The sequence below is a fragment of the Amycolatopsis antarctica genome (genome assembly GCF_002262875.1).
Lineage (GTDB): Bacteria > Actinomycetota > Actinomycetes > Mycobacteriales > Pseudonocardiaceae > Amycolatopsis > Amycolatopsis antarctica.
This window is the reverse complement of record NZ_NKYE01000001.1, coordinates 128,971-154,321: the sequence shown is the minus strand read 5'-3', so window position 1 is coordinate 154,321 and position 25,351 is coordinate 128,971. Positions and strand designations below refer to the sequence as shown.

Sequence of the window (25,351 nt, the reverse complement as noted above, 5' to 3'; positions counted from 1 at the left end):
GCTACGACGACCTAGACTGGGATTTCGCCTGCTCCGCCGCACGCGACGCGTCGGCGGTACGACCACGTGACCCGGGCTCCGGACGCGGGCGAGTCGGCACGACTCGCGCCACTTCGGAGGAGAACCCCATGTCTGGAAACCGTGTTGTCGTCTACCAGGGCCCCGGCGAGGTCAGCGTCGAGACCATCGACTACCCGAAACTGGAGTTGCCGGACGATGTCGCGACCGGCCTCGGCATCAAGAAGGCGGCGCCGCACGCCGCCATCCTGAAACTGGTCGCCACCAACATCTGCGGCAGCGACCAGCACATGGTGCGCGGCCGGACCACGGCTCCGGTCGGGCAGACGCTCGGGCACGAGATCACCGGCGAGGTCGTCGAACTCGGGGACGACGTGCTCTTCGCCAAAGAGGGCGACATCTGCTCGGTGCCGTTCAACATCGCCTGCGGCCGCTGCCGCATGTGCGACGAGGGCAAGACCGGGATCTGCCTGAACGTCAACCCGGCCCGCGCCGGCGCGGCGTACGGATACGTCGACATGGGTGGCTGGATCGGCGGGCAGGCCGAGTACGTGATGGTGCCCTACGCGGACTTCAACCTGCTCCGGTTCCCGGACCGCGACCAGGCGCTGGAGAAGATCCTGGATCTGACGATGCTGTCCGACATCTTCCCCACCGGCTACCACGGCGCGTACACGGCGGGGGTGACCACCGGCTCCACGGTCTACGTCGCGGGCGCGGGTCCGGTGGGCCTGGCCGCAGCACACGCCGCGCAGCTCCTCGGGGCGTCCGTGGTGGTCGTCGGCGACATGCTCCCCGACCGGCTCGCGCAGGCCCGCAGTTTCGGTTGCGAGACCGTCGACCTGTCCCAGAGCGGCGAGCTCGCCGACAAGCTGGCGGAGGTACTCGGCGAACCGGAGGTGGACGCGGCCGTTGACGCGGTCGGGTTCGAGGCGCGCGGGCACGGCCAGGGCGCCGACGAGGCCCCAGCCACGGTGCTGAACGACATCATGAGCGTGGCCCGTGCGGGGGCGTCGCTCGGCATCCCGGGGCTGTACGTCACCGGCGATCCCGGCGGTGTGGACGAGCACGCGAAGATCGGCCAGGTCGGCGTCCGGCTGGGGCTCGGCTGGGCGAAGTCGCACTCCTTCGCCACCGGCCAGTGCCCCGTCAAGCAGTACAACCGCAAGCTGATGAACCTGATCCTCAACGAAAAGGCGCAGATCGCGAAGGCCGTGAACGCCACCACGATCCCGCTGGACGGTGCCGCCGACGGGTACCGCGAGTTCGACCAGGGCGCCGCGAAGAAGTACGTCATCGACCCGCACGCCACGATCGGCGGCTGAACGACGGCGGGGCGCGACCGTTCACCGGTCACGCCCCGCCGCTGTTCGTCCCGTCCGCTCAGCCCAGTGCGCTGAAACCCACCCGCTCGGCGTCGGCGGGCGAGCGGAACCACACCTCGGCCACCATCTGCGGGTACTGCGGCGAGGCGGGCGTGCAGTAGCGCAACGCCGTCACGCTCGCCTTCACCACGAACTCCTCCGAGGGGCTGCCGCCACCGGGGCGCGGCATCGCCGATCCCGGCCCGAACGGCCCGTTCGGGGTGCCCTCGGGCTGCTGACGCGCCGGGGGCGGTTCGGGGGTGTCCGCCTCGTCCTCCCCGGCCGCGGGCACGACCGGCTCGAACAGCGAGCGGGTACGTTCCGGCTGGGCGGGCGGCGGCGGTGGCGTGCGGGGCTGGGTCGGCTGCATCGACGGCGGGCCATGGAACGGCTTCGGCATCTGGAAGCGGTCCATCTGCGACTGGCGCGGCTGCCGTTTCGGCAGTACCTGCGTCGACTCCGGCTCGCTGCCCAGCCCGCCCGAGGTCTCCTCCGGTTCGGGCTCCGGTTCGGGCTCGGGCCGGCGGATGGGGATCCCGGGCGGCGCGTCCTCGGCGTGCCGGGCATGCCGCTGGGGCAGCGGCGGCGGCGTGATCGCCTCGGTCATCGCGGGTTCGGCCTCGAGCGAGGACTGCTCGGACTCGTACTGCCGCTGCGGTTCCGGCTGCTCGAACGGCTGCGGTTCCGGCTGTCGCGGGTCGAAATGCTGCTCGTACTGCTGTGGTTCGTACTGCTGCGGTTCCGGCTGCTGGGGTTCGTACGGCTGGGGTTCGTACGGCTGGGGTTCGTACTGCTGCGGCTCGGGCTGCTCGCGAAGGTCCTCGCTCTGGAAAAGACCCGCTCCGCGGTCCATCGGCAGCGGTTCGTACTCGGCATCGGCCGGCTCGGCCTGCGCGTGCTGCGGCGACCCGCCCGGAGCGACGTCCGGCTCGCCGTCGAAGAAGCTGGGCTGCTCGTACCGCGCCGGGTCGAGGTACTCGGTTCGTTCGGCGGCGTACGGCTCCTGGGAACCCGACTCCTCGTCCGCCGGCACCCCGGCGTCCTGCTCCGGCAGGCGCTCGCGCGAATCCTCCACCTCGGCAGGCGACCCGGCGTCACCGTAGGTCGGCAGGGCGTCCGTGGGCGGCACCGCCGGGCGGATGTACTGCGTGCGCTCCGACTCCGACTCCTCGGGAACGGAGCGCTCCTGCCCGCCTGGTGCGTACGACTCGGGCGAACCGGTGGTGTCCTCGGGGGCGTAGGCACCCGGCACGTAGGAGTCCGGGGTCGAGTACGCGCCGGACGGCTCCTCCCGCGCTTGGTCGGGATCGAGGATTCCCATCCCGATCCCACCGGAGGAGTCCGAATCCAGGTAGTCGGTGCGCGAGATGTACTGGGTCGAACCCGCGCCCTCCGGCGCCTGCCCCCACGGGTCCGGCTGCGCCACGGACTCCTCGGGGCCTGCCGTGCCGATCGGCTCGTCGAACCGGGTGCCACCCGCGGTCACCGCACCGGCCGTCAGCGCACCCCCGGCCACGGCGCCGCCGGCGACCGCACCCGCCGTGCCGAGTCCCGGCGACCGCACGGCATTTCGGTGCTCGGCTTCACGGCGCTCGGCGTCGCGGCGCTCGGCATCCCTGCGCTCGGAGTCCAGCTCGCGTTCGAGCTCCTTGACCCGTGCCTGTGCGGGGCGCACGAGCACCAGCCAGGTGAGCAACGCACCTACCACGAACGCCAGCGCGCTCCACAGCCAAACCTGCCCGAAGATGGACATACCCGCCAGTGTCCTTCCTTGCTACCCGGCCGACCCCGTCGAACCGGTTCGTTCCCGGCCCCTGGGCGACGTGCGGTCAGTACGTCCGCGCGACCAGGTAGTCGGCCACCGATTCACAGGCGTCCCGCGCCGGTGAGGCCGGCAGTGCCGCCAGCTCGACTCTCGCGCGCCGAGCGTAGTCGGAAAGGGTGGACCTCGCGCGCACCAGACCGGTCGAGTCGCGTAGCAGCCCGAGCGCCTCCTCGACCAGTGCGTCCTCGGTGATCGGTCCCGCCAGCAGCTCCCGCAGCCGCGGGTCGGTGCCCTCGTCGGCGAGCGCGTACAGCATCGGCAGCGTCCGGACACCCTCACGGAGATCGGTGCCCTGCGATTTGCCGAGTTCCACCGAAGGTGAGGCGATGTCGATGACGTCGTCGGAGATCTGGAAGGCCGTGCCGACGATCTCGCCGAACCGTCGCAGCGCACCGATCGCCTCCGGGGTGGCACCGGACATCATGCCGCCGAACCGGCCGGCGGTGGCGATCAGCGAACCGGTCTTCTGGGCGATGACCGTCAGGTAGTGATCGACCGGGTCCTCCCCGTCGACGGGGCCGACGGTTTCCCGCATCTGACCGGTGACCAGCTCGCCGAAGGTCTCCGCGATGATCCGGGCGGCGTCGGTGCCCAGGTCGGCGACCAGCCGGGAGGCGTGCGCGAAGAGGAAGTCGCCGGTGAGGATCGCGATGGAGTTGTCCCAGCGAGCGTTGACGCTCTCCGCGCCGCGGCGCATCGTCGCCTCGTCCATCACGTCGTCGTGGTAGAGCGTCGCGAGGTGCACCAGTTCGACGGACGCGGCCGCGGTGACCACCCCTTCGCGTTCGTCGGTGCCGAACTGCGAGGCCAGCAGCGTGAACAGCGGACGGAACCGCTTGCCGCCCGCCTCGACCAGGTGCAGCGCGGCATCGTGCACCGCCCGGACGTCGCTGTGCACGACCTCGCGCAGCAGCGTCTCGACCTCGGCGAGCCCGGCGGCGAGGAGGCGCAGCAGCGTCTCGTCCTCGATCTGCAGCCCGACGGTCGCCCGCAGGTTGCCGATCGTCTCGTCGCGCTCGGTCACGTCCACCTCGGCGGTGGGCGCGGCTGGGCTGGCCGTCCGCTGGCCATCGGACATCGGCACGTCGGCTCCGCCTCTCGGCACCGGGGTCACGGTCCCCTCAAGCCTAATGGCAAGCGCAGCGGCGTCGTCAGCCGCTGGTCGAAGCGCGCCGGTGATGCCCGACACGCGGCCCTGTGCGGCGTCCTCCGGGGCGTTCGGCGGCCGTCCGGCGTGCACCGTCGGTGATCGACGGTGCCCGTCATCGGACGCGGCGGCGGGCTTGGACGGCGGACATGTTCGTCGCGTCGGCGCGCAGATCGCGGAAGGGGTACCCGGCCGTCGTCAGCCGCTCCTCCGCGCCCAGCAGCGCCTCGTCACGGGCGTCGCGTTCGGCGTTCTCGCCGGAGGCGGCGACCGTGTAGCGGAAGGTGAAACCGACCAGCGAGCGCTCGTAGGTCAGCGAACCCTCGGCGGTGAACCGGGCGCTGATGACGTCGTGGTCGTCGGCGGCGGCCAGCAGTTCGGCACGGGCGGCGTCGTCCAGTTCACCGAACCGTCCGCGCACCAGCACCCGGTAGGTCTCTTCCATGGCGACGACCATAGGGACGCCCGCGTACGCGGTGCAACCGGATTGTCGCCGGGCGCGACGGCCTGCCGGGCGCGAACGCGCGAACGGCTCCCGCCGGCCGGAGCCGAGGGGAGCCGTTCGCGGCGGAAACCCTTACTGCAGCGCGAAACCGCCCGAGCCCGCCCAGTCCAGCGCGAACGCGGGCAGGATGCCGAGGACCAGCGTGACGACCACGCCGAGCGTGATCGCGGCGGTGGTGAACGCCCCCGGCACCGTCACCGTGGGGCCGTCCGGCGCGGGCTCGGAGAAGTACATCAGCACGATGACGCGCAGGTAGAAGAACGCGGCGATCGCGCTGGCGACCAGTGCGATCACGACCAGCGGGGCCATGCCGTCGGAGAGCGCGGCCTCGAACACCACGAACTTGCCGACGAAGCCACTGGTCAGTGGGATACCCGCCAGCGCGAGCAGCAGGAAGGTGAACACGGCCGCCAGCAGCGGCGACCGTTTCGCCAGCCCAGCCCATGCGGACAGGTGTGTCGCCTCGCCGTTCGCGTCCCGGACCAGGCTGACCACGCCGAAGGTGGCGAGCGTGGTGAAGCCGTAGGCGAGCAGGTAGAACAGCGTTCCGGTGAGCCCTTCCTCGGTCATCGCGATGGCACCGATGAGCAGGAAGCCCGCGTGCGCGATGGACGAGTAGGCGATCATCCGCTTCACGTCGGTCTGGGTCAGGCCCAGCACCGCGCCGATGATCATGGACACGATCGCGACGCCCCACAGCACCCCGCGCCATTCCCAGCTCGTCGACTCGAAGCCGACGGTGAGTACGCGCAGGATCCCGCCGAACGCGGCGACCTTCGTCGCCGCCGCCATGAACGCCGTCACCGGGGTCGGAGCGCCCTGGTAGACGTCCGGGGTCCAGGTGTGGAACGGGCCGACGGACCCCTTGAACAGCAGGCCGACGACGAGCAGGCCGAGCCCGGCGAACAGCAGGGTGTCGGAGCGGTCGGTGCCGCCGGCCGCGTTGGCGATGTCGGCCAGCTTGACCGAGTTCGCGTAGCCGTAGAGCAGCGCGACGCCGTAGAGGAAGAAGGCGCTGGAGAACGCGCCGAGCAGGAAGTACTTGACCGCCGACTCCTGCGAGAGCAGACGGCGACGGCGCGCAAGGCCACACATCAGGTACAGCGGCAGGCTCAGCACCTCGAGCGCGATGAACATGGTCAGCAGGTCGTTGGCCGCGCAGAACGCCATCATGCCGCCGAGCGCGAACAGCGTCAGCGGGAAGACCTCGGTCTGCATCCCGGTGCTGCCCGCCTGCGCGCGATCCTGCGCGGTGCCGGGCCGGATACCCGCCTGCGCCACGAACGCGCCGCCCGGCTCGACCGAGCGGTCGGCGATCAGCAGCACGGCGCCGAGGCCGAGGGCGAGCAGCGTGCCCCAGAGGAACAGCGCCGGACGGTCCACCGAGACCGTGCCGGAGAGCGTGGTGAGGCCCTGCTCGGGCGAGCCGCCGACGTAGGCGCCGAGCGCCACGCCCGCGCCCGCCAGCGCGACCAGGCACAGCGTGACCTGGCTGGGCCAGCGCTGGTGTTTCGGCAGGAACGCCTCCAGCAGCACGCTGATGCACGCCGCGCCGAGGATCACCAGCAGCGGGGCGATCGCCCCGTAGTTGATCTCCGGCACCTCGATGGGCTGAACAGGTTGCTGCGCAAGAAAAACGTCGAGCATCGCCTCAGTTACCTTCCTGCGCGCCCGCGTCGGAACCGACCGACTGGATCGTCGCCTGTACGGACGGGGTGATCGTGTCCAGCACCGGCTTCGGGTAGAAGCCGAGGCCGACGATCAGCACGACCATCGGGGCGAGGATCGCGATCTCCCGCCGGGTGAGGTCGGTGATCCCGGCCTTCGTGCCGCGGTCGGCGTCCAGCACGGCGGTGGCCCCGCCGCCCTCGTCCGAGGTGACCGGATGCGCGCCCCCCTCGCCGGAGGCGGACGCTCCCGGGGCGGACGCCGCGGAACCGCCGGACGCAGCCGAGCCGCCACCGGAGGGGGCGCCCTCCGGCAGGGTGCCGAGCAGCGCGTCGCCGCGCAGCGGTCCCTGCATGACCCGCTGGTAGAGCCACAGCACGTACATCGCCGCCAGCACCATGCCGACGGTCGCGATGATCGTGAAGACCGGCCGCGAGTCGAAGGAACCCAGCAGCACCAGGAACTCGCTGATGAACGAGTTGGTGCCGGGCAGGGACAGGGTGGACAGTCCGGCGACCAGCAGCACGCCGCCGAGCAGCGGCGTCATCTTGGCCATTCCGCCGTAGTCGGAGATCCGGCTGGACCTGCCGCGCGCCACGACCATGCCGACCACGACGATCAGCATGCCCGTCGCCAGGGAGTGGTTGAGCATGTACGACACCGAGCCGACCATCGCCTGCTCGGCGGAGGCGGGGTCCGCGGCCGGGGCCGAGGAGTCCGGCACCGCCGCGAAGATGCCCAGCGCGATGAAGCCGAAGTGGGCGATGGACACGTACGCGATGAAGCGCTTCATGTCCTGCTGCCCGGCCGCCAGGATCGAGCCGTAGAGCACCCCGGCCACCGCGAGCACCAGCACCATCGGTGCCAGCGCGGAACTGGCGTCCGGGAACATCGGCAGGCAGTAGCGCAGGAACCCGAAGGTGCCGACCTTGTCGAGCACGCCGACGAGCAGGACGGCGACGCCGATCGGCGCCTGCCCCGCCGCGTCCGGCAGCCAGGTGTGGAACGGCACCAGCGGCGCCTTGATCGCGAACGCGAGGAAGAAGCCGAGGAACAGCCAGATCTGCGTGCCGGTGGGGGCGTCGCTGACGACCCGGACCAGGGTCTCCCAGTCGAAGGTGCCCTGGCCGAGTTCCTCGGACGACAGTGAGTACGCGCCGATCGCCGAGGCCAGCATGATCAGGCCACCGAGGAACGAGTACAGGAAGAACTTGACCGCCGCGTACTGCCGGTTCGCGCCGCCGAAGCCGCCGATGAGGAAGTACATCGGGATCAGCATGACCTCGAACAGCACGTAGAACAGGAAGACGTCGGTGGCGGCGAAGACGCCGATGGTGAGCGCCTCCTGCACCAGGATCAGTGCCAGGAACCCGCCGACGTTCTTGCCCTCCGGCAGCTTGTCGGTCACTCCGAGCAGGCCGATCACGATCGGCACCAGCAGCGCGATGACGGCGATCATCACCAGCGCGATGCCGTCGATGCCGAAGGAGATGTGGATGCCGAAGGTGGGGATCCAGTCCATCGAGCTGGCCTGCTGGATGCGCTCGCCGCCGGGGTCGTAGCCGGCCCACAGCGGGATGATGAGCGCGAGCACGACCAGCGAGACGCCCAGCGCGACCGCCGAGGCCAGCTTGTCGTTCTTGCGCAGCCCGGCCACGGCCGCCGCACCGAGCAGCGGCAGCAGGATCGTTAAGAGCAACCAGGTCATGAGAACCTCACCAGCAGAAGTGCCGCCACGATCAGGACCGAACCGCCCAGCATCGACATCGCGTACGAACGGACGAAGCCGGTCTGGGTCCGGCGCAGTCGCCCGGATCCGCCGCCCAGCATCGCCGCCAGGCCGTTGACCGCCCCGTCGACGCCGCGGTTGTCGAGGTAGACGGAGAAGCGCGTCAGCCAGATGCCCGGCCGCGCGAACAGCGTCTCGTTGATCGCGTTGCCGTACAGGTCGTTGCGCGCCGCGCGCACCGGGAGCGAGACGTTCGCCGGACGCTCGACCGAGGTCTCCCGCCTGCCGAAGATCAGCCAGGCGATCAGCGCGCCGAGGACGGAGAGACCGACGGCGAGGAACGGGATCAGTGCGTGTGGCAGGACGCCGCCCTCGGACTCGGCAAGCTCACCCAGCGAGGGCGCGAGCCATTCGACCAGCAGGTCACCCGAGGTGAAGATGAGCCCGGCGAACACCGATCCGAAGGCCAGCACGATCATCGGCACCGTCATCGACGCGGGCGACTCGTGCGGATGGAAGTCGCGGCCGTCGGTGCTCTTGATCTCCTTCCAGCGTTGCTTGCCGAAGAAGGTCATGATCACCAGGCGGGTCATGTAGAAGGCGGTGATCCCGGCACCGAGCAGTGCCGCGCCGCCGAAGATCCAGCCGCGCCAGCCCTCCTGGCCGAAGGCAGCCTCGATGATCGCGTCCTTCGAGTAGAAGCCGGAGAAGAACGGGAAGCCGATCAGCGAGAGGTAGCCGAGGGCGAAGGTGGCGAAGGTGATCGGCATCTTCTTGTACAGCCCGCCGAACTTGCGCATGTCGACCTCGTCGTTCATGCCGTGCATGACCGACCCGGCACCGAGGAACAGCCCGGCCTTGAAGAAGCCGTGGGTCAGCAGGTGCATGATGCCCAGCGCGTAACCGAACGGGCCGAGGCCCACCGCGAGCATCATGTAGCCGATCTGGCTGACGGTGGAGTACGCGAGCACCTTCTTGATGTCGTCGTACGCGCAACCGATCACGCAGCCGATCAGCAACGTCAGCGCGCCGACGATGGTGACCACGAGCTGGCCGGTCGGCGTCAGGTTGAAGATCGGGTTGGAGCGGGCGACCAGGTAGACGCCCGCGGTGACCATCGTCGCGGCGTGGATCAGGGCGGAGACCGGGGTCGGACCCTCCATCGCGTCCGGCAGCCACGCCTGCAGCGGGAACTGGCCGGACTTACCGCAGGCACCGAGCAGGAGCAGCAGCGCGATGGCGGTGATGATCCCCGGCGACAGCTCGCCGATACCGGCGAAGACCTCGGCGTAACCGGTGCTGCCGATGTACTTCCACATCAGGAAGATCGCCAGCGCAAGGCCGATGTCGCCGACCCGGTTCATCAGGAACGCCTTCTTCGCGGCGGTCGCCGCGGCGGGGCGTTCCTGCCAGAAGCCGATCAGCAGGTACGAGGCGAGACCGACACCCTCCCAGCCGAGGTAGAGCGTCACGAAGCTGTCGCCGAGCACCAGCACCAGCATCGAGGCGACGAACAGGTTCAGGTACGCGAAGAACTTCCGCCGATCGTCGTCATGCGACATGTAGCCGATCGAGTAGAAGTGGATCAGCGCGCCGACGCCGGTGATCAGCAGGACGAAGGTCACCGACAGCGGGTCGATGCGCAGGCCGAAGTCCACCTGCAGCGCCTCGACCGGGATCCACGACCACAGGGTCGTGTCGGTGACGCGGGCGTCCGGTGCGGCACCGGTGGTGCTGAAGAACAGTGCGACGGCGTACACGAACGACGCGACCACGGTCGCGCACCCGAGCAGGTGCCCCCACGCGTTGGTGCGCTTCCCGCCGAGCAGCAGAACGAGCGCGCCGATGGCAGGGAAGGCCACCAGCAGCCATGATGTTGCGGTCACTAGCCGGGCCCCTTCAGTACTTCAGCAGGTTGGTGTCGTCGACCGAGGCCGAGCGCCGGGTGCGGAAGATCGACATGATGATCGCCAGGCCGACCACGACCTCCGCGGCGGCCACGACCATCACGAAGAACGCCATCACCTGGCCGTCGATCGAGCCGTTGATCCGGGCGAAGGTGACCAGCGACAGGTTCACCGCGTTGAGCATCAGCTCGATGCACATGAACACGACGATCGCGTTGCGCCGCACCAGCACGCCGACGGCGCCGATGGAGAACAGCAGCGCCGACAGCAGCAGGTAGTACGTGGGGGTCACTTCGACTCACCCTTCGCCTCGGCCGACGAGTCACCGGACTCGTCGTCTTCGTGCCCGCCGACCAGTGCCCTGGCGTCCGCCTTCGGCTCCTCGCCCGCGACCTTCTTGCGCTCCTTGGAGAACTTCTCCGCGGCCGTGGACTCGATGAGCGAGGACAGCGACTCGGGTGCCACCGAACCGTCCGGCAGCAGCGCCGGGGTGGCCACGGAGTTGGCCGTGGCGAACACACCCGGTCCCGGCAGCGGCGAGGGGCGCTCGTACTCCCCGCGGAACCGCGCCTCGACCAGTTCGCGCTGCGAACGCTTGCCGGACTTGGCGTTGCGGTCGGTGAACGCCAGCACCATCGCGCCGAGCGCCGCGGTGATCAGCAGCGCCGAGGTCAGCTCGAAGGGGAACAGGTAGTCGGTGAAGATCAGCCTGCCGAGACCGCCCGCGCCACCGCCCTCGGGGGTGTTCGGGTCGAGCGCGGCGGCCGGGGTGACGTCGGTCAGCGCCCTGGTGAGTGCGGCGGTGACCAGGCCGGCCATCCCGATGCCCAGCAGCGCCGCCGTCAGCCGCTGACCGCGCAGCACCTCGACGACCGAGTCGGAACTCTCCTTGCCGACGAGCATCAGCACGAACAGGAACAGCATCATGATCGCGCCGGTGTAGACGATGATCTGCGTGAACCCGAGGAACGGGGCGCTCTGCACCATGTAGAGCATGCCGAGCGAGAGCATGGTGAGTACCAGCCACAGCGCCGAGTGCACGGCGTTGCGAGCGAAGATCATGCCGAGCGCACCGGCGAGTGCCAGCGGGCCGAGCACCCAGAACGTGATGGCCTCACCGGTGGAGACGGTCGAGTCGGCGGCTCCCTGGGCGAGCTGCGCGGAGGCGAGCGCGATCACTGGATGACCTCCTCTTGCGATGTCTCCACCGTCTCGCCCTCTGGCACGCCGCGGCCCTTGGCGAGCTGCGGTCCGTTGACGTAGTAGTCCTGCTCGTTCTCGCCGAGCCGCATCGGGTGCGGCGGCTGCTCCATGCCGGGCAGCAGCGGGGCGAGCAGGTCCTCCTTGGTGTAGATGAGGCGCTGCCGGTCGTCGTCGGCCAGCTCGTAGAAGTTGATCATCGTCAGGGAGCGGGTCGGGCAGGCCTCGACGCACAGCCCGCAGCCGATGCAGCGCAGGTAGTTGATCTGGTAGTCGGCGCCGTACCGCTCGCCCGGGGAGTAGCGCTCCTCCTCGGTGTTGTCACCGCCCTCGACGAAGATCGCGTCCGCCGGGCAGGCCCACGCGCACAGCTCGCAGCCGACGCACTTCTCCAGCCCGTCCGGGTGCCGGTTGAGCTGGTGCCTGCCGTGGTACCTGGGTGCGGCTGGGGCGCCGGCCTCCGGGTACTCCTCGGTGGCCACCTTCTTGAACATCGTGGAGAAGGTGACTCCGAAACCCTTGATGGGGTCAAACAGTCCCATCGCCGTCCTCCTTGCTCGCGCCCGCGCTGTCCGGGTCGGCCTGGTCCAGGTCGGCCCGAGCCGGATCGACACTGTCCGAGCCGGAACGGCCCGAACCGGCGGCGATCGCCGCGGGTTGTTTCTTGTCGGCCTTCGTCCTGGCCTTCAACGCCTTCTGCTGGCGTGGCGTGGCCGTCGGCACCTTCAGGTCGGCCGGAGGCGTCGGGTACCCGCCGCCGGTGATCGGCACCAGATCCTCGTCCTCGGGCAGCTTCTTGTCCGGCAGCAGCAGCGTCAGCAGCACCAGTACGACGATGACGACGCCGCCGATGATCAGGATCTGCTGCGGGGAGACGTCCGCGTCGTTGCGGATCGCGCGGATGCCGGCGACCAGCACGAGCCAGACCAGGCTGGCCGGGACCAGCACCTTCCAGCCGAGCTTCATGAACTGGTCGTAGCGCATCCGGGGAAGCGTGCCGCGGAGCCAGATGAAGCCGAAGAGCAGGACGAACATCTTGCCGAAGAACCACAACATCGGCCACCAGCCGGTGTTGAGCACGCCATCGCCGATCGTCGACAACGGCCAGGGCGCCATGTAACCGCCGAGGAACAGGGTCGTCGCGAACGCGGAGACGATCACCATGTTGACGTACTCGGCGAGGAAGAACATCGCGAACTTCATCGAGCTGTACTCGGTGTGGAAACCGCCGACCAGCTCGGACTCCGCCTCGGGCAGGTCGAAGGGCGCACGGTTCGTCTCGCCGACCATGGAGATCAGGTAGATGACGAAGCTCGCCGGCAGCAGCCAGAAGAACCAGCCGGTCTGCTGCGCGTCGACGATCGTGCCGGTGGACAGCGAGCCCGCGTAGAGCGCGACACCGACGATCGACAGGCCCATCGCGATCTCGTACGAGATGACCTGGGCCGCCGAGCGGAGGCCACCCAGCAGCGGGTACGGCGAGCCGGAGGACCAGCCCGCCAGCACGATTCCGTAGACGCCGATGGACGCGCCGGCGAGGACCAGCAGCACACCGACCGGCAGGTCGACGAGCTGGAGCACGGTCCGCTCACCGAAGATCGAGACCTCGGGGCCGAAGGGGATGGCGGCGAGCCCGATCAGCGCCGGGACGACCGCGATCACCGGGGCCAGGAAGTAGATCTTGCGGTCGGCGGTGTCCGGGATGATCTGCTCCTTGAAGGGGAGCTTGATCGCGTCCGCGAGCGACTGCAGGTAACCGCCGGGGCCGACCCGGTTCGGGCCGGGGCGGTTCTGCATCCGGCCGACGGCCTTGCGCTCCCAGACGATCAGCAGGATCGTCAGGATCGGGCCGATCAGCAGGATGACGACGCACTTGATCAGGATCAGCCAGAGCGGATCGTCGGCGAGCAGCTCCGCTCGTGTCATCTGCTCCGGCGCCTGCGCCAGAAGGGGAGTCACTGCGCACCTCCGCTGATGGAGACCACGGAACCGTGGCCCGCGCCGAGAGTGCGGCGCACCTGCGAACCCACCGAGTTGCCGGGCAGCCACACGACGCCGTCGGGCAGGTCGGCGACCTCCACCGGCAGGGTGATCTCGCCGCGCTTGGTGGCGACGGTGACCCGGCCGCCGAGTCCTTGCGCCGTCGTCGCCGACAGCCGGGCGAGGACCGGACGTGCCGTGCCCGCCAGGTTCGGCTCGTCGGCCTGCAGCGAGGCCAGGTCGAGAAGCTGCCGCCAGGTGGCCAGCAGCGCCTCACCCTTGCCGGGCTTCGGTGACTGTCCACTCTGGACGGACGGTGCGGTACCCGAGGGCCGCACGCCCAGCCTGCCGAGATCGGCCGCTGCCGCCTGCGGAGTCTGGGTGAACAGGTCGGCGTCCATCTCGACGGCCAGTGTGTCCAGCACCCGGCAGTCGGACAGCGCGCCGGTACCTTCCAGCGTCACGCTGAACGGGCGGCTGCGGCCCTCCCAGTTGAGGTAGGTGCCGCTCTTCTCCGCGGCCGGGGCGATCGGCAGCACCACGTCGGCGTGTTCGGTGACCGTGCTCGCGCTCAGTTCCAGGCTGACGACGAAGTCGGCCCGTGCCAGTGCACCGCGGGCCAGGTCCGGGTCCGGCAGGTCGTCCGGATCGACCCCGCCGACCAGCAGGCCGCCCAGCTCACCCGCCGCGGCGGCGGTCAGGATGCCCGCCGTGTCGCGGCCGGGGCCGCCGGGCAGCACACCCTCGCCGAGGCCCCAGGACTTCTCCACCTCGGCCCGCGCCGCGGCGTCGCCCACCGGGCGGCCGCCCGGCAGCAGCGTCGGGACGGCGCCCGCGTCGAGCGCGCCGCGCTCACCGGCGCGACGCGGGATCCAGGCGATCTTCGCGCCGGTGCGCTCGGTCAGCCGGTGCAGGGCCGAGAACAGCCCCGGCACCTCCGCCGCCCGCTCGCCCACCAGCACGACCGCGCCCTCGGCGGCGAGCCGCTCGTCCAGGTCCTCGGCGTGCTGCGGCAGCGCGTCGATCGCCGCGGCCTCGCCACCGGGCACACAGGCCAGCAGCTCGCCGAAGGTCTTGCGCACCGACTGCGTCGTCCACTGTCCGATGTGGACGACCTTGGTGCCCTGCTTGCGAGCCGCCTTGCGCAGGCGGAGGAAGACGACGGGCGCCTCCTCCTCCGGCTCGAAGGCGACGCACAGCACGGTCGGCGCGGCCTCGATGGCGGCGAAGGACACCCCGTTTTCCGGGGTCGTCCCGATGACGCGTCCCGCGAGGAAGTCCAGCTCCTCCGCGGAGTGCGCCCTGGCGCGGAAGTCGATGTCGTTGGTGCGCAGGGCGATCCGGGCGAACTTCGAGTACGCGTAGGCGTCCTCCACGGTCAGCCTGCCGCCGGGCAGCACGCCCACCCCGCGTTCGTCCCGCGCCTGCGCCAGCCCCTCGGCGGCCACCTGCAGCGCCTCCGTCCAGGAGGCCTCCTCCAGCTCGCCGGTCTCGGCGTTGCGGATCTGCGGACGCCGCAGCCGTCCGGCGGCGGTGGCGTAACGGAAGGCGAAGCGACCCCGGTCGCAGATCCACTCCTCGTTCACGTCCGGGTCGTCGCCCGCGAGCTTGCGGGTGACCTTGCCGCGGCGGAAGTCGGTGCGCTCGGCACAGCCGGAGGAGCAGTGCTCGCAGACGCTCGGCGAGGACACCAGGTCGAACGGCCGGGAGCGGAACCGGTACGCGGCGCTGGTCAGCGCCCCGACCGGGCAGATCTGGATGGTGTTGCCGGAGAAGTAGCTCTGGAAGGGCTTGCCGGACGTCGTCTTCGACGCCATGTCCAGCACGTCGGCCGTCTCCGCCGTGCCGATCTGCTGGTGCGCGCCGCGTTCGAGCAGATCGATGAACGGGTCACCGGCGATCTCCGCGGAGAAACGGGTGCAGCGCTGGCAGAGCACACAGCGCTCCCGGTCCAGCAACACCTGCGTGGAGATCGGCAGCGGCTTCGGGAAGGTGCGTTTGGTGTCCACGAAACGGGACTCCGCGCGGCCGTGCGCCATCGCCTGGTTCTGCAACGGGCATTCGCCGCCCTTGTCGCAGATCGGGCAGTCCAGCGGGTGGTTGATCAGCAGCAGCTCCATCACGCCCTGCTGCGCCTTGTCGGCGACCGGGGAGGTGAGCTGTGTCTTCACCACCATGCCGTCGGCGACCGTCATCGTGCACGAGGCCTGCGGCTTCGGCATCGGGCGGCCGTTCATCTCCACCTCGACCAGGCACTGGCGGCAGGCGCCCGCCGGGTCGAGCAGCGGGTGGTCGCAGAACCGCGGGATGACGGTGCCGAGACGTTCCGCGGTGCGGATCAGCAGCTCACCCTTCGGCGCGACGACCTCTTCGCCGTCGATGACGAGCTTGACGTGGCCCTCCGGGACCGGGGTCTCGGAGGTCTCAGCCTTGTCCGGCGCGATTGTCATGCCTGTGCTCCAACGAGTGCCGGCTCCCGCGTCCTGTTCTTCTCGCACAGGGCGAGGAACTCGTCGCGGAAGTACTTGATACCACTGGTGATCGGCGAGACCGCGCCGTCACCGAGCGCGCAGAACGAGCGGCCGAGGATGTTGTCGCAGACGTCGAGCAGGGTGTCGATGTCGGACTCGGTGCCGTTGCCCTCGACCATCCGCTCCAGCACCTGCGCCAGCCAGTACGTGCCCTCGCGGCACGGGGTGCACTTGCCGCAGGACTCGTGCTCGTAGAACTGGGTCCACTTCATCACCGCCCACGGGACGGAGACGGTCTCGTTGAACACCATCACCGCGGTGGTGCCGAGCATCGAGCCCGCCTCTGCGGCGCCCTCGAAGTCCAGCGGCGTGTCCAGGTGCTCCGCGGTGAACATCGGCGTCGACGAGCCGCCCGGGGTCCAGAACTTGAGCGGGACGCCGTCCTTCATGCCGCCCGCCATGTCGAGGAGCTGGCGCAGGGTGGTGCCCAGCGGCGCCTCGTACTGGCCGGGTTTCTCCACGTGACCGGAGATCGAGTAGATCTTCGGTCCAGGCGACTTCTCGCTGCCCATCATGCGGAACCAGTCGGCGCCGCCGTTGACGATGTACGGGGCCGTGGCGATGGTCTCCACGTTGTTCACCGTCGTCGGCGCGGCGTAGAGGCCGGCTGCCGCGGGGAACGGGGGCTTGAGCCGCGGCTGGCCGCGACGGCCCTCCAGCGAGTCGAGCAGCGCCGTCTCCTCCCCGCAGATGTAGGCGCCCGCACCCGCGTGCACGGTGATGGTCAGGTCGAAGCCGGAGCCGAGGATGTCCTTGCCCAGGTAACCCTTCGCCTCGGCCTCGCGGACGGCGGCGTTCAGCCTGCGGATGCAGTGCAAGGCCTCGCCGCGGACGTAGATGAAGCAGTGGTTGGACCGCATCGCGTAGGCGGCGATCACGCAGCCCTCGATCAGCGAGTGCGGATCGGCCATCATCAGCGGGATGTCCTTGCAGGTTCCCGGTTCGCCCTCGTCGGCGTTGATGACCAGGTAGTGCGGCTTGGCCGTGCGGCCGTCCTCGCCTGCCGGGGGCATGAACGACCACTTGACGCCGGAGGGGAAGCCGGCGCCGCCGCGCCCGCGCAGGCCGGCGTTCTTGATCAGCGTGACGACCTGCTCGGGCGTCGCCTCGAGCGCCTTGCGCATCGCGGTGTAGCCCTCGAGGCGTTCGTAGGTCTCCAGCCGCCACGAGTTCGGTGAGAGCCAGCGCTTCGTGAGTACCGGGGTGACCGGATCGGGCTGCGTCATTTCTTCTCCACCTCCGGCATCGCCACGTTGTCGGCCATGGCGGGTGCCGCCCAGCCGCGGTCCTCGGCGAGCTTCGCGCCTGCCAGCGTCTCCGGCGCGTGCGAGGGTCCGTCGACGTCGGCACGGTAGGTCCGCTCGTCCTCCGGGAAGAACCCGGCGAGCTGGAGTTCGGCACTCTTGAAGTCGGACAGCGGCGCGCCGCGGGTCGGGGCCGGCTTCTCGCCGCGCCGCAGGGCGTCCACGAGTTCCACCGCCGAGTCGACGGTCTGGTTGTCGTAGTACTCGTAGTTGACCTGCAGCACCGGGCCGAGGTCGCAGGCGGCCAGGCACTCGGCGTGTTCGAGCATGATCGAGCCCTGCTCACCCGGCTCGCCGACGGTCTGCTGGTGCCCCAGCGGCTTGTCCTCGGAACCGAGGTGCGTCTGCAGCTTCTGGTAGATCGCGTCGCCGCCGAGTGCCGCGCACAGCGTGTTGGTGCAGACGCTGACCAGGTGCTCGCCGCACTTCTGCCGCTTGTACATCGTGTAGAACGTCGCCACGGCGCTGACCTCGGCGTCGGTCAGGTCGAGGTGGCGGCCGCAGAAGGCGATGCCCTCCTGGCTGACGTAACCCTGCACCGACTGCACCAGGTGCAGCATCGGCAACAGCGCCGACCGGGACTGCGGGTACCGCGCGATCAGGTTCTGTGCCTTCGCGACGATGTCGGCGTCGAACGGGTCGTCGAGCCGGGCGTCGTCGAGCATGCCCTCCTCGCGCACCGGCGAGATCGCCATGACGTCCACGTCGCCACCGGCGGCCGCGTGCGTCCGCTCGGCCTGGTTCGGGCCGGGCTCCGGAACTTCGGTGGTCATCGGTCCACTCCCCCCATCACCGGGTCGATCGAGGCGACGGCGGCGATGACGTCCGCCACCAGTCCGCCCTCGGACATCGCGGGCATCGACTGCAGGTTCACGAAACTCGGTTCCCGGACGTGCACCCGCATCGGGCGCGTCCCGCCGTCGGACACCAGGTGGTAGCCCAGCTCACCGCGGGGCGACTCGACCGGCACGTACACCTGGCCCGCCGGCACCTTGAAGCCCTCGGTCACCAGCTTGAAGTGATGGATCAGGGACTCCATCGACTGGCCCATGATCTTGCGGACGTGCTCGAGCGAGTTGCCCATGCCGTCCGAGGAGACCGAGAGCTGCGCGGGCCAGGCGACCTTCTTGTCCTCCACCATCACCGGGCCGGGCTCGAGCTTGTCGAGCACCTGGCGGACGATCTTGAGCGACTGGTGCATCTCCTCGACGCGCAGCAGGTACCGCGCCCAGCAGTCGGCGCCGGTGTCGATCGGCACCTCGAAGTCGAACTCCTCGTAGCAGGAGTACGGCTCCACCTTGCGCAGGTCCCATGGCAGCCCGGCCGAACGCAGCACCGGGCCGGTGATGCCCAGCGAGAGGCAGGCGTCCACCGGCAGGTAGCCGACGCCCTTGAGCCGGTTGCGCCAGATCGGCTGACCGGTGAAGAGCTTGTCGTACAAGGGAAGCCGGGAGTCCATCACCTTGATGAACTCGGTGACCTTCTCGTGGTAGTCGTCCGGGAGGTCCTGTGCCAGCCCGCCGGGGCGGATGAACGCGTGGTTCATCCGCAGGCCGGTCAGGTGCTCCAGTAGGTGCAGCACTTCCTCTCGCTCGCGGAAGCCGAGCGTCATCGCCGTGGTGGCACCGAGTTCCATGCCGCCGGTGGCGATGTAGACCATGTGCGAACCGATCCGGTTCAGCTCCAGCAGCAGCACCCGGATCAGCGCGGCGCGGCGCGGCGCCTCGATACCGAGCAGCTTCTCCACCGCGAGGCAGTACGCCATCTCGTTCGACAGCGGCGCCAGGTAGTCCATCCGCGTCACGAAGGTGACGCCCTGGGTCCAGGTGCGGTACTCGCAGTTCTTCTCGATCCCGGTGTGCAGGTAGCCGATGACCGAACGGAGCTGGGTGACGGTTTCGCCCTCCATCTCCAGCACCAGGCGCAGCACGCCGTGCGTGGAGGGGTGCTGCGGGCCCATGTTGATGACCATGCGCTCGTCGTGCTCGGAGGAGTCGAGCCCGCCGATGACGTCGTCCCAGTCACCACCCGAGACCGTGTAGACGCGGCCCTCGGTGGTGTCCCGGGAATCCGCGTACGCGGCGCCGGTGCTGTCCGCACCCGGCTGCGTGGTGTCCGTCCCGGTGCTCGCCTCGGCGATGTTCTCGCTGCTCGTCATTTCGTCTCCGCGGGAATCGGGATCGACGGCACCCCGGTGGACGAGTGCGCGCCTGCGGCAGGTACGTCGGAGCGGGTCACGAGTACGACCTCCGCTGGTCCGGGGGCGGGATCTCCGCGCCCTTGTACTCGACCGGGATCCCGCCGAGCGGGTAGTCCTTGCGCTGGGGGTGGCCGTCCCAGTCGTCCGGCATGAGGATCCGCGTCAGGGCCGGGTGGCCGTCGAAGACGATGCCGAACATGTCGTAGGCCTCCCGCTCCTGCCAGTCGGCCGTCGGATAGACGTCCACAATGGACGGAACGTGCTCGTCACCGACGTCCATGGTGACCTCGAGGCGGATCCGCTTGCGGTAGGTCATCGACGTCAGGTGGTAGACGGCGTGCAGGCGCTGCGGCACGTCGACGCCGTAGTCCACACCGGACACCGAGCTGCACAGTTCGAAGCGCAGCCCCTCGTCGTCGCGCAGGGTGCGGCAGATCGCCACCAGGTGCTCGCGCTGGACGTAGAAGGTGATCTCACCGCGGTCGACGGTGGTCTGCAGGATCGCCTCGACCGGGACGTCGTTGTCGGACAGCGCCGCGTAGAACTCGTCGGCGAAGTCGTCGAACCAGCCGCCGTAGGGACGTTCCGCGGGCGGAGCCGTGTAGGCGGGCAGGCGCAGGCCGCCGTAGCCGGAGGTGTCGCCGGAGCCGGAGACACCGAACATGCCGGAGCGTTGCGCTCCGACGACGACCGGTTCGGCGGGGCGGGCACCCTGCGGGGCGAGCGCGTCGCCGCCCTCGGAGTCGGCGGGCCGCTCCGCGCCGGAGTACGACTCGCCCGGTCCCCGCTGGTCGGGGTCGGAGGTGGTGGGATCGTCAGCTTCGGGCATCTGCCATCACTTCTTCGGTGCGTACTTGATGGAGGAGGCGATCAGCTCGGTGCGCTCACCGCTCGCGGCGCGGATCGCGGCCCGGCGGGCGTTGATCGGCTCGTCCTGGATCTTGGCGTGCAGCTTGAGGATCGCGTCGAGGAGCATCTCCGGGCGCGGCGGGCAGCCCGGCAGGTACATGTCGACCGGCACGATGTGGTCGACGCCCTGGACGACGGCGTAGTTGTTGAACATCCCGCCGGACGAGGCGCAGACGCCCATCGCCAGCACCCAGCGCGGCTCGGCCATCTGGTCGTAGATCTGCCGCAGCACCGGGGCCATCTTCTGGGTGACCCGGCCGGCGACGATCATCAGGTCCGCCTGGCGCGGCGTCGCGCTGAAGCGCTCCATGCCGAACCGGGCGATGTCGTAACGCGAACCGCCGACCGTCATCATCTCGATCGCGCAACAGGCCAGGCCGAAGGTGGCGGGCCAGAGCGAGTTCTTGCGTGCCCAGTTGACCAGGCCTTCGAGGCTGGCCAACAGGATGCCGTTGGGGAGTTTCTCTTCCAGGCCCATGGGGCGCCCCTTAGTTCCAGTCCAGTCCGCCGCGACGCCAGACGTAGGCGTACGCGAAGCCGACCGTCGCGATGAACAGCACGATTTCCGCCAGGCCGAAGAGGCCGAGCGCGTCCGCCGAGACCGCGAACGGGTAGAGGAACACCATCTCGATGTCGAACAGGATGAACAGCATCGCGGTGATGTAGTAGGCGATCGGCATCCGGCCGCCGCCGACGACGGGCTGCGGCGAGGGCTCGATGCCGCACTCGTACGCGGCCAGCTTCGCCTTGTTGTACCGGCTCGGGCCCAGCAGCGGGCCGAGCAGCACGGACAAGACCGCGAAGCCCGTGGCGAGCACGAAGAGGATCACCAGCGGCAGGTACATGCCGAGGCCCGGCGCGGAGATTCCCTGCGCCTGGATCACCTGCCCGGTGACGCCTCCTGGGGCTTCTGACATCAGCACGGTCCTCGCCATCCTTTCCGCGCCGCTGCTCGTGGGTGTGGGCTGAGCTACTACCTCGGCCGAACCCTAAGGGACCTCGGTCACACGTCCGAGGGTTAGGGCAGCCTTACAGCCGGTACCGGCCGGCCGTGACCGCGGCCAGGACCGGGCACGGAGCTTGTGAAAAGATTCACAAGCATCCCCGTCACGGTTGTGAAGCGGTTCACAAGACATGCGGGGAGTGTAGGACGTGCCTCACACCATTGTCTCCCGCGCCCCCGGCGCCGCTCGATCCCCCAGAGGGCCCGGCGGCCGCACGCGACCAGCCTGAACGGCCGCAGACCAGCGCGAACCGGTCGGCGTTCAGCAGCGAACGAACCGGTCAGAAGACCAGCTTGTGACGTATCCCACGAGGTCGAAGAGGTGCCCGGATCGGCTCAGGCGCTGGGCGTGACCCGCGAGGCGGCGGCGATCAACCGGTCCACCCCGTCACCGCCGCGAGCGTCGTAACAACCGGAAAGTCCCTTGTACACCAACGGAAGCAGGCTGTTGATACGCAAACCGTACTTGGTCGCGGCACGCATCACCTTCGGGTTGCCGATCGCCTTCGCGAAGAGGTTGCCGAGCCGGTAGTACCCGCCCATCTCCTCCTTGAGCGCGAGCGGGTAGGCCTCCAGCGCACGCTCGCGCGACGGTCCCTCCGGCCGGGCCAGCGCCTGGACGACGCACTCGGCCGCGAGCTGAGCGGACTCCATCGCCGACTGGATGCCCTCGCCGTTGAACGGGCTGACCATGCCGCCCGCGTCGCCGAGCAGCAGCAGGCCGTCGCGGTAGTGGGGAGTGCGGTTGAAGCCCATCGGCAGGCCGGCGCCACCGATCTTGCCGACCGCGTTCTCCTCGCGGTAGCCCCATTCCTCGGGCGTACCGTCCAGCCAGGAACGCAGCAGGGCGCGGTAGTCGGTACTGCGGAAGGCTTTCGACGTCGACAGGATGCCGAGGCCGACGTTGACCGTGCCGTCGCCGAGCGGGAACGCCCAGCCGTAACCGGGCAGCAGCTTGGGATCACGGGGATCGCTGCGGTCCCACAGTTCCAGGTGGCCCTCGATGAACGGGTCGTCGTGCCGGGGGCTCTTGTAGTACCGCCGCACGGCCACGCCCATCGGCCGCTTGTCGTGCTTGTCGATGCCGACGCTCAGCGCCAGTCGCGCCGACACGCCGTCGCAGGCGAGTACCAGCGGGGCGCGGTAGCTGACCGGGGTCTTCTCCGGGCCGGTCTTCGCCCGCACGCCGATGACGCGGCCGGTGCGCTCGTCGGTGATGGCACCGGTGACCGCGGTCTGTTCGTACAGCCGGGCGCCCGCCTTCTGCGCGGTCCTGGCGAGCAGGTCGTCGAAATCGTGCCGGGTGCGCGCGAGACCGTACGGCGGATAGCTGGACAGCTCCGGCCAGTCGAGCTCCAGCGTCAGGTCACCGGTGAGGATGCGCAGGCCGCGGCTGCGTGCCCAGCCCGCCTCCGGGCTGATGTCGATGCCGAGGTCGATGAGCTGCTTGACCCCGCGCGGGGTCAGCCCGTCACCGCAGACCTTGTCGCGCGGGAACGTCGTCTTCTCCAGCAGCAGCACGTCGATACCCGCCCTGGCCAGGTACGTCGCCGCGGTCGAACCCGCGGGGCCTGCTCCGACGACGATGACCTCGGCGTCCTGGTCCGGATCACGCCGGCTGGGGCTGCTCATGCGCCCCACTCTAGACAAGGCGCCACGACGGCGACGCGGTAAGAGACCGAGCTGAGGCGCGTCTGACAATTCCCGGTCGATGGGCCCCGGCGTGAACACCGCGCCCACCGCCGGTCGCCGGGCGCGCCCTAACCGCCGTGGTCCGGCTTGCGCGCCCGGTGCACGGCCACGACGCCGAAGGTCAGGTTCATCCACTCGACGTCCGCCCAGCCCGCCGCGGCGATGATCTCGCCGAAAGCGCGCTGATCCGGCCAGGCCAGCATGGATTCGGCCAGATAGCCGTATGCGTCCGGGTTGCTGGAGAAGCGCCGGCCCATCCAGGTCAGCGCGCGCAGCATGAACTTGCGGTAGACGAACCGGATCGGCGGGAAGGTCGGCGTGGAGACCTCGCAGATGACCAGCCTGCCCCCGGGCCGCACCACCCTGGCGATCTCGGTGAGCGCCGCCTTGGTGTCGACGAAGTTGCGGATGCCGAGGGAGACGGTGGCGGCGTCGAAGCTGCCGTCGGCGAAGGGCAGGTCGAGTGCGTCGGCAGCGACCATCGGCACGCCGCGGTGCCTGCCCGCAAGCAGCATTCCGACGGAGAAGTCCGCGGCGAGGCACCAGGCCCCGCCCCGGGTGTACTCCTTGGTCGAGACGCCGGTGCCGGCGGCGAGATCGAGCACCTTCTCACCGGCAGTCGCGTCGAGCGCCTTCGCGGTGTTGACCCGCCACCTGCGGTCGAAGCCGAAGGTCATGACGGAGTTCGCCCGGTCGTAGCCGGAGGCGACGTCGTCGAACATCGCGGCGACCTCGCGCGGATCCTTGTCCAGGCTGGCTCGGGACATGCGCCTCAGCGTAGCCGTCGTGTGGCCGGCCGGGATTCCGTCCCGGGAACGGGCCGCCGAGCAGGCGTTCCGCCCGGTTGCGCCGAAGCTCGAACCACTCGATCGTGTTCGAACATATGTTCGATTGTTCGGTATCGTCGTGACATGAACACCGACTCCCGCGCCTACCGTTCCGCCTGTTCCGCCGTGCGCCTCCGGCCGCGCCATCCGGGTCGCGTACCGGTCGCGCTCGCTCCGCCGTACCGGCACGAGCTCGCCTGGGCAGGCTCGGCCTGTCCACGCCCGATCCCCGCGCCCGGTCTGCCGCCGCCGGGTCGCATCGCCGGCCGTCGTGGTTCAGGCCGCGCGCGTGACCCTGCCCGTCACGGCCTCGTAGTGACCGAGCAGCTCGGCGCACACGGCTGCCCAGGTCCGTCCGAGCACCGTCGACCGCGCCTCGGCCCCGAGGCGTGCGCGCACGGCTCCGTCGCGTAGCCGCTCTACGTAACCGGGCAATTCCGCGGCGAATCCGGGTCGATCGGCCGGGAGCAGGTAGCCCGTATGCCCGTGCCGGACGAGATCACGCGGGCCACCGGCGTCGGGTGCCAGCACCGGCACGCCCGAGGCCATCGCCTCCTGCACCGTCTGGCAGAAGGTCTCGTACGGGCCGGTGTGCACGAACACGTCGAGGCAGGCGTAGACGGCGGCGAGTTCCCCGCCGTGCCGGGCACCGAGGAAAGTCGCGCCCGGCAGCCGCTGCCGCAGCGCGCCGAGGTCCGGCCCGTCCCCGGCCACGACGAGGCGCACGCCCTCGACGTTCGCGAGCGCGGCCAGCCGGTCGACCTGCTTCTCCGGGGCGAGCCTGCCCACGAAGCCGACCAGCAGTTCGCCCGCCGGGGCGAGCCGGGCACGCAGCCGGGGGTCGGCGTGTTCCGGGGAGAAGCACTCGGTATCCACGCCGCGGCCCCAGCGATGCACGCGCGGAACACCGTGTTCGCGGAGTTCGTCGACCGCAGCGGTCGACGGGGCGAGCGTCCGGTCCGCTCGCGAATGCAGTCCGCGCGTCCAGCGCCAGGCGGTACCGGCACCCAGCCGTAGCCCGTACGCGGCGGCGAAACCGGCGATGTCGGTCTGGTACACGGCGATCGTCGGCACTCCGAGCCGCCGCGCCGCGGCCAGACCGCGCGCACCCACTACGAACGGAGAGGCGAGATGCACGACGTCCGGGGCGAAGGCGGTGAGCGCGGTCCGCACCGTCCTCGTCGGCACGCCGATCCGCAAGGAGGTGACGACCGGGAGTTCTACCGAGGGAAGCCGCACCACCGCAACGCCCGCGTACTCGGTGGGTCCGGGACCCGGCGCGACCACCAGTACCCGGTGACCGCGCTCGCGCAGGTACTCCACGACCCGCAGCACGGAATTGGTCACGCCGTTCACCTGCGGCAGGAAGCTCTCGGTGACGATGGCGACGCGCACGCCCGCACTCTCACAGCTTCCGGTCACCACAGGGCGACGGCAGCGTGACGACCGGGGCAAGGTCCGGCGAACCGCGTACGCCGGCCGTGGTGGCGCGAGATGTCGCCAGATGGCGAAGACAACGTCACCTCCCTGTCGGCCGGCGGA

The 25,351-nt window shown here is 69.9% G+C and carries 21 protein-coding genes; 1 reads left to right on the top strand and 20 read right to left on the bottom strand.

Features of this window, described 5'->3' with window-relative positions; all coding sequences use genetic code 11:
- Positions 1-128: 128 nt before the first annotated feature.
- Positions 129-1,343, top strand: a complete 1,215-nt coding sequence (gene fdhA / locus CFN78_RS00785; RefSeq protein ID WP_094860579.1) for a formaldehyde dehydrogenase, glutathione-independent — start codon at positions 129-131, stop codon at positions 1,341-1,343.
- Between the two features lie 58 nt (positions 1,344-1,401).
- Here fdhA and CFN78_RS30180 read toward each other — a convergent pair whose 3' ends face one another.
- From CFN78_RS30180 to CFN78_RS00685, 20 genes are all read right to left on the bottom strand, one after another.
- Positions 1,402-3,135 (bottom strand): sunset domain-containing protein, encoded by a 1,734-nt coding sequence (locus CFN78_RS30180; protein WP_094860578.1) that lies wholly within the window; start codon positions 3,133-3,135, stop codon positions 1,402-1,404.
- Positions 3,136-3,211: 76 nt separating this feature from the next.
- Positions 3,212-4,231 (bottom strand): polyprenyl synthetase family protein, encoded by a 1,020-nt coding sequence (locus CFN78_RS00775; RefSeq protein ID WP_276307318.1) that lies wholly within the window; start codon positions 4,229-4,231, stop codon positions 3,212-3,214.
- A gap of 238 nt (positions 4,232-4,469) precedes the next feature.
- Positions 4,470-4,799, bottom strand: a complete 330-nt coding sequence (locus CFN78_RS00770; RefSeq protein ID WP_133116264.1) for a DUF6204 family protein — start codon at positions 4,797-4,799, stop codon at positions 4,470-4,472.
- 132 nt (positions 4,800-4,931) lie between these two features.
- Entirely contained in the window at positions 4,932-6,506 is a 1,575-nt protein-coding gene (gene nuoN / locus CFN78_RS00765; protein WP_094860575.1) for an NADH-quinone oxidoreductase subunit NuoN, read from the bottom strand.
- Positions 6,507-6,510: 4 nt separating this feature from the next.
- Entirely contained in the window at positions 6,511-8,235 is a 1,725-nt protein-coding gene (locus tag CFN78_RS00760; RefSeq protein ID WP_094860574.1) for a complex I subunit 4 family protein, read from the bottom strand.
- Positions 8,232-10,142, bottom strand: a complete 1,911-nt coding sequence (gene nuoL, locus CFN78_RS00755) for an NADH-quinone oxidoreductase subunit L (protein WP_094860573.1) — start codon at positions 10,140-10,142, stop codon at positions 8,232-8,234. Before nuoL ends, CFN78_RS00760 begins: the two co-directional genes overlap by 4 nt.
- A gap of 13 nt (positions 10,143-10,155) precedes the next feature.
- The gene (gene nuoK / locus CFN78_RS00750; protein WP_094860572.1) at positions 10,156-10,455 is read right to left on the bottom strand and encodes an NADH-quinone oxidoreductase subunit NuoK; all 300 of its coding nucleotides are present in this window, start codon (positions 10,453-10,455) and stop codon (positions 10,156-10,158) included.
- The gene (locus tag CFN78_RS00745; RefSeq protein WP_205660410.1) at positions 10,452-11,339 is read right to left on the bottom strand and encodes an NADH-quinone oxidoreductase subunit J; all 888 of its coding nucleotides are present in this window, start codon (positions 11,337-11,339) and stop codon (positions 10,452-10,454) included. The genes nuoK and CFN78_RS00745 overlap by 4 nt, the downstream gene beginning before the upstream one ends.
- Positions 11,339-11,905, bottom strand: coding sequence for an NADH-quinone oxidoreductase subunit NuoI (gene nuoI / locus CFN78_RS00740; protein WP_094860571.1), 567 nt, complete (start codon positions 11,903-11,905; stop codon positions 11,339-11,341). The genes CFN78_RS00745 and nuoI overlap by 1 nt, the downstream gene beginning before the upstream one ends.
- Entirely contained in the window at positions 11,892-13,289 is a 1,398-nt protein-coding gene (gene nuoH, locus CFN78_RS00735) for an NADH-quinone oxidoreductase subunit NuoH (protein WP_094861035.1), read from the bottom strand. The genes nuoI and nuoH overlap by 14 nt, the downstream gene beginning before the upstream one ends.
- Before the next feature lie 29 nt (positions 13,290-13,318).
- The gene (locus tag CFN78_RS00730; RefSeq protein WP_094860570.1) at positions 13,319-15,793 is read right to left on the bottom strand and encodes an NADH-quinone oxidoreductase subunit G; all 2,475 of its coding nucleotides are present in this window, start codon (positions 15,791-15,793) and stop codon (positions 13,319-13,321) included.
- Entirely contained in the window at positions 15,790-17,100 is a 1,311-nt protein-coding gene (gene nuoF / locus CFN78_RS00725; protein ID WP_094860569.1) for an NADH-quinone oxidoreductase subunit NuoF, read from the bottom strand. The genes CFN78_RS00730 and nuoF overlap by 4 nt, the downstream gene beginning before the upstream one ends.
- Positions 17,097-17,951: an NADH-quinone oxidoreductase subunit NuoE gene (nuoE, locus tag CFN78_RS00720; RefSeq protein WP_094860568.1), complete on the bottom strand. Its 855-nt coding sequence runs from the start codon at positions 17,949-17,951 to the stop codon at positions 17,097-17,099. Before nuoE ends, nuoF begins: the two co-directional genes overlap by 4 nt.
- The gene (locus CFN78_RS00715; RefSeq protein ID WP_094860567.1) at positions 17,948-19,336 is read right to left on the bottom strand and encodes an NADH-quinone oxidoreductase subunit D; all 1,389 of its coding nucleotides are present in this window, start codon (positions 19,334-19,336) and stop codon (positions 17,948-17,950) included. The genes nuoE and CFN78_RS00715 overlap by 4 nt, the downstream gene beginning before the upstream one ends.
- 76 nt (positions 19,337-19,412) lie before the next feature.
- A complete protein-coding gene (locus CFN78_RS00710; protein WP_094860566.1) occupies positions 19,413-20,207 on the bottom strand; it encodes an NADH-quinone oxidoreductase subunit C in 795 nt (264 codons plus the stop codon).
- Between the two features lie 6 nt (positions 20,208-20,213).
- The gene (locus CFN78_RS00705) at positions 20,214-20,765 is read right to left on the bottom strand and encodes a NuoB/complex I 20 kDa subunit family protein (protein ID WP_094860565.1); all 552 of its coding nucleotides are present in this window, start codon (positions 20,763-20,765) and stop codon (positions 20,214-20,216) included.
- A 10-nt stretch (positions 20,766-20,775) separates the two neighbouring features.
- Entirely contained in the window at positions 20,776-21,132 is a 357-nt protein-coding gene (locus CFN78_RS00700; protein WP_094861034.1) for an NADH-quinone oxidoreductase subunit A, read from the bottom strand.
- A 494-nt stretch (positions 21,133-21,626) separates the two neighbouring features.
- Positions 21,627-22,922: a geranylgeranyl reductase family protein gene (locus tag CFN78_RS00695; protein WP_094860564.1), complete on the bottom strand. Its 1,296-nt coding sequence runs from the start codon at positions 22,920-22,922 to the stop codon at positions 21,627-21,629.
- A gap of 128 nt (positions 22,923-23,050) precedes the next feature.
- The gene (locus CFN78_RS00690; protein WP_094860563.1) at positions 23,051-23,749 is read right to left on the bottom strand and encodes a demethylmenaquinone methyltransferase; all 699 of its coding nucleotides are present in this window, start codon (positions 23,747-23,749) and stop codon (positions 23,051-23,053) included.
- A 336-nt stretch (positions 23,750-24,085) separates the two neighbouring features.
- Positions 24,086-25,204: a glycosyltransferase family 4 protein gene (locus CFN78_RS00685; protein WP_205660387.1), complete on the bottom strand. Its 1,119-nt coding sequence runs from the start codon at positions 25,202-25,204 to the stop codon at positions 24,086-24,088.
- Between the last annotated feature and the right edge of the window lie 147 nt (positions 25,205-25,351).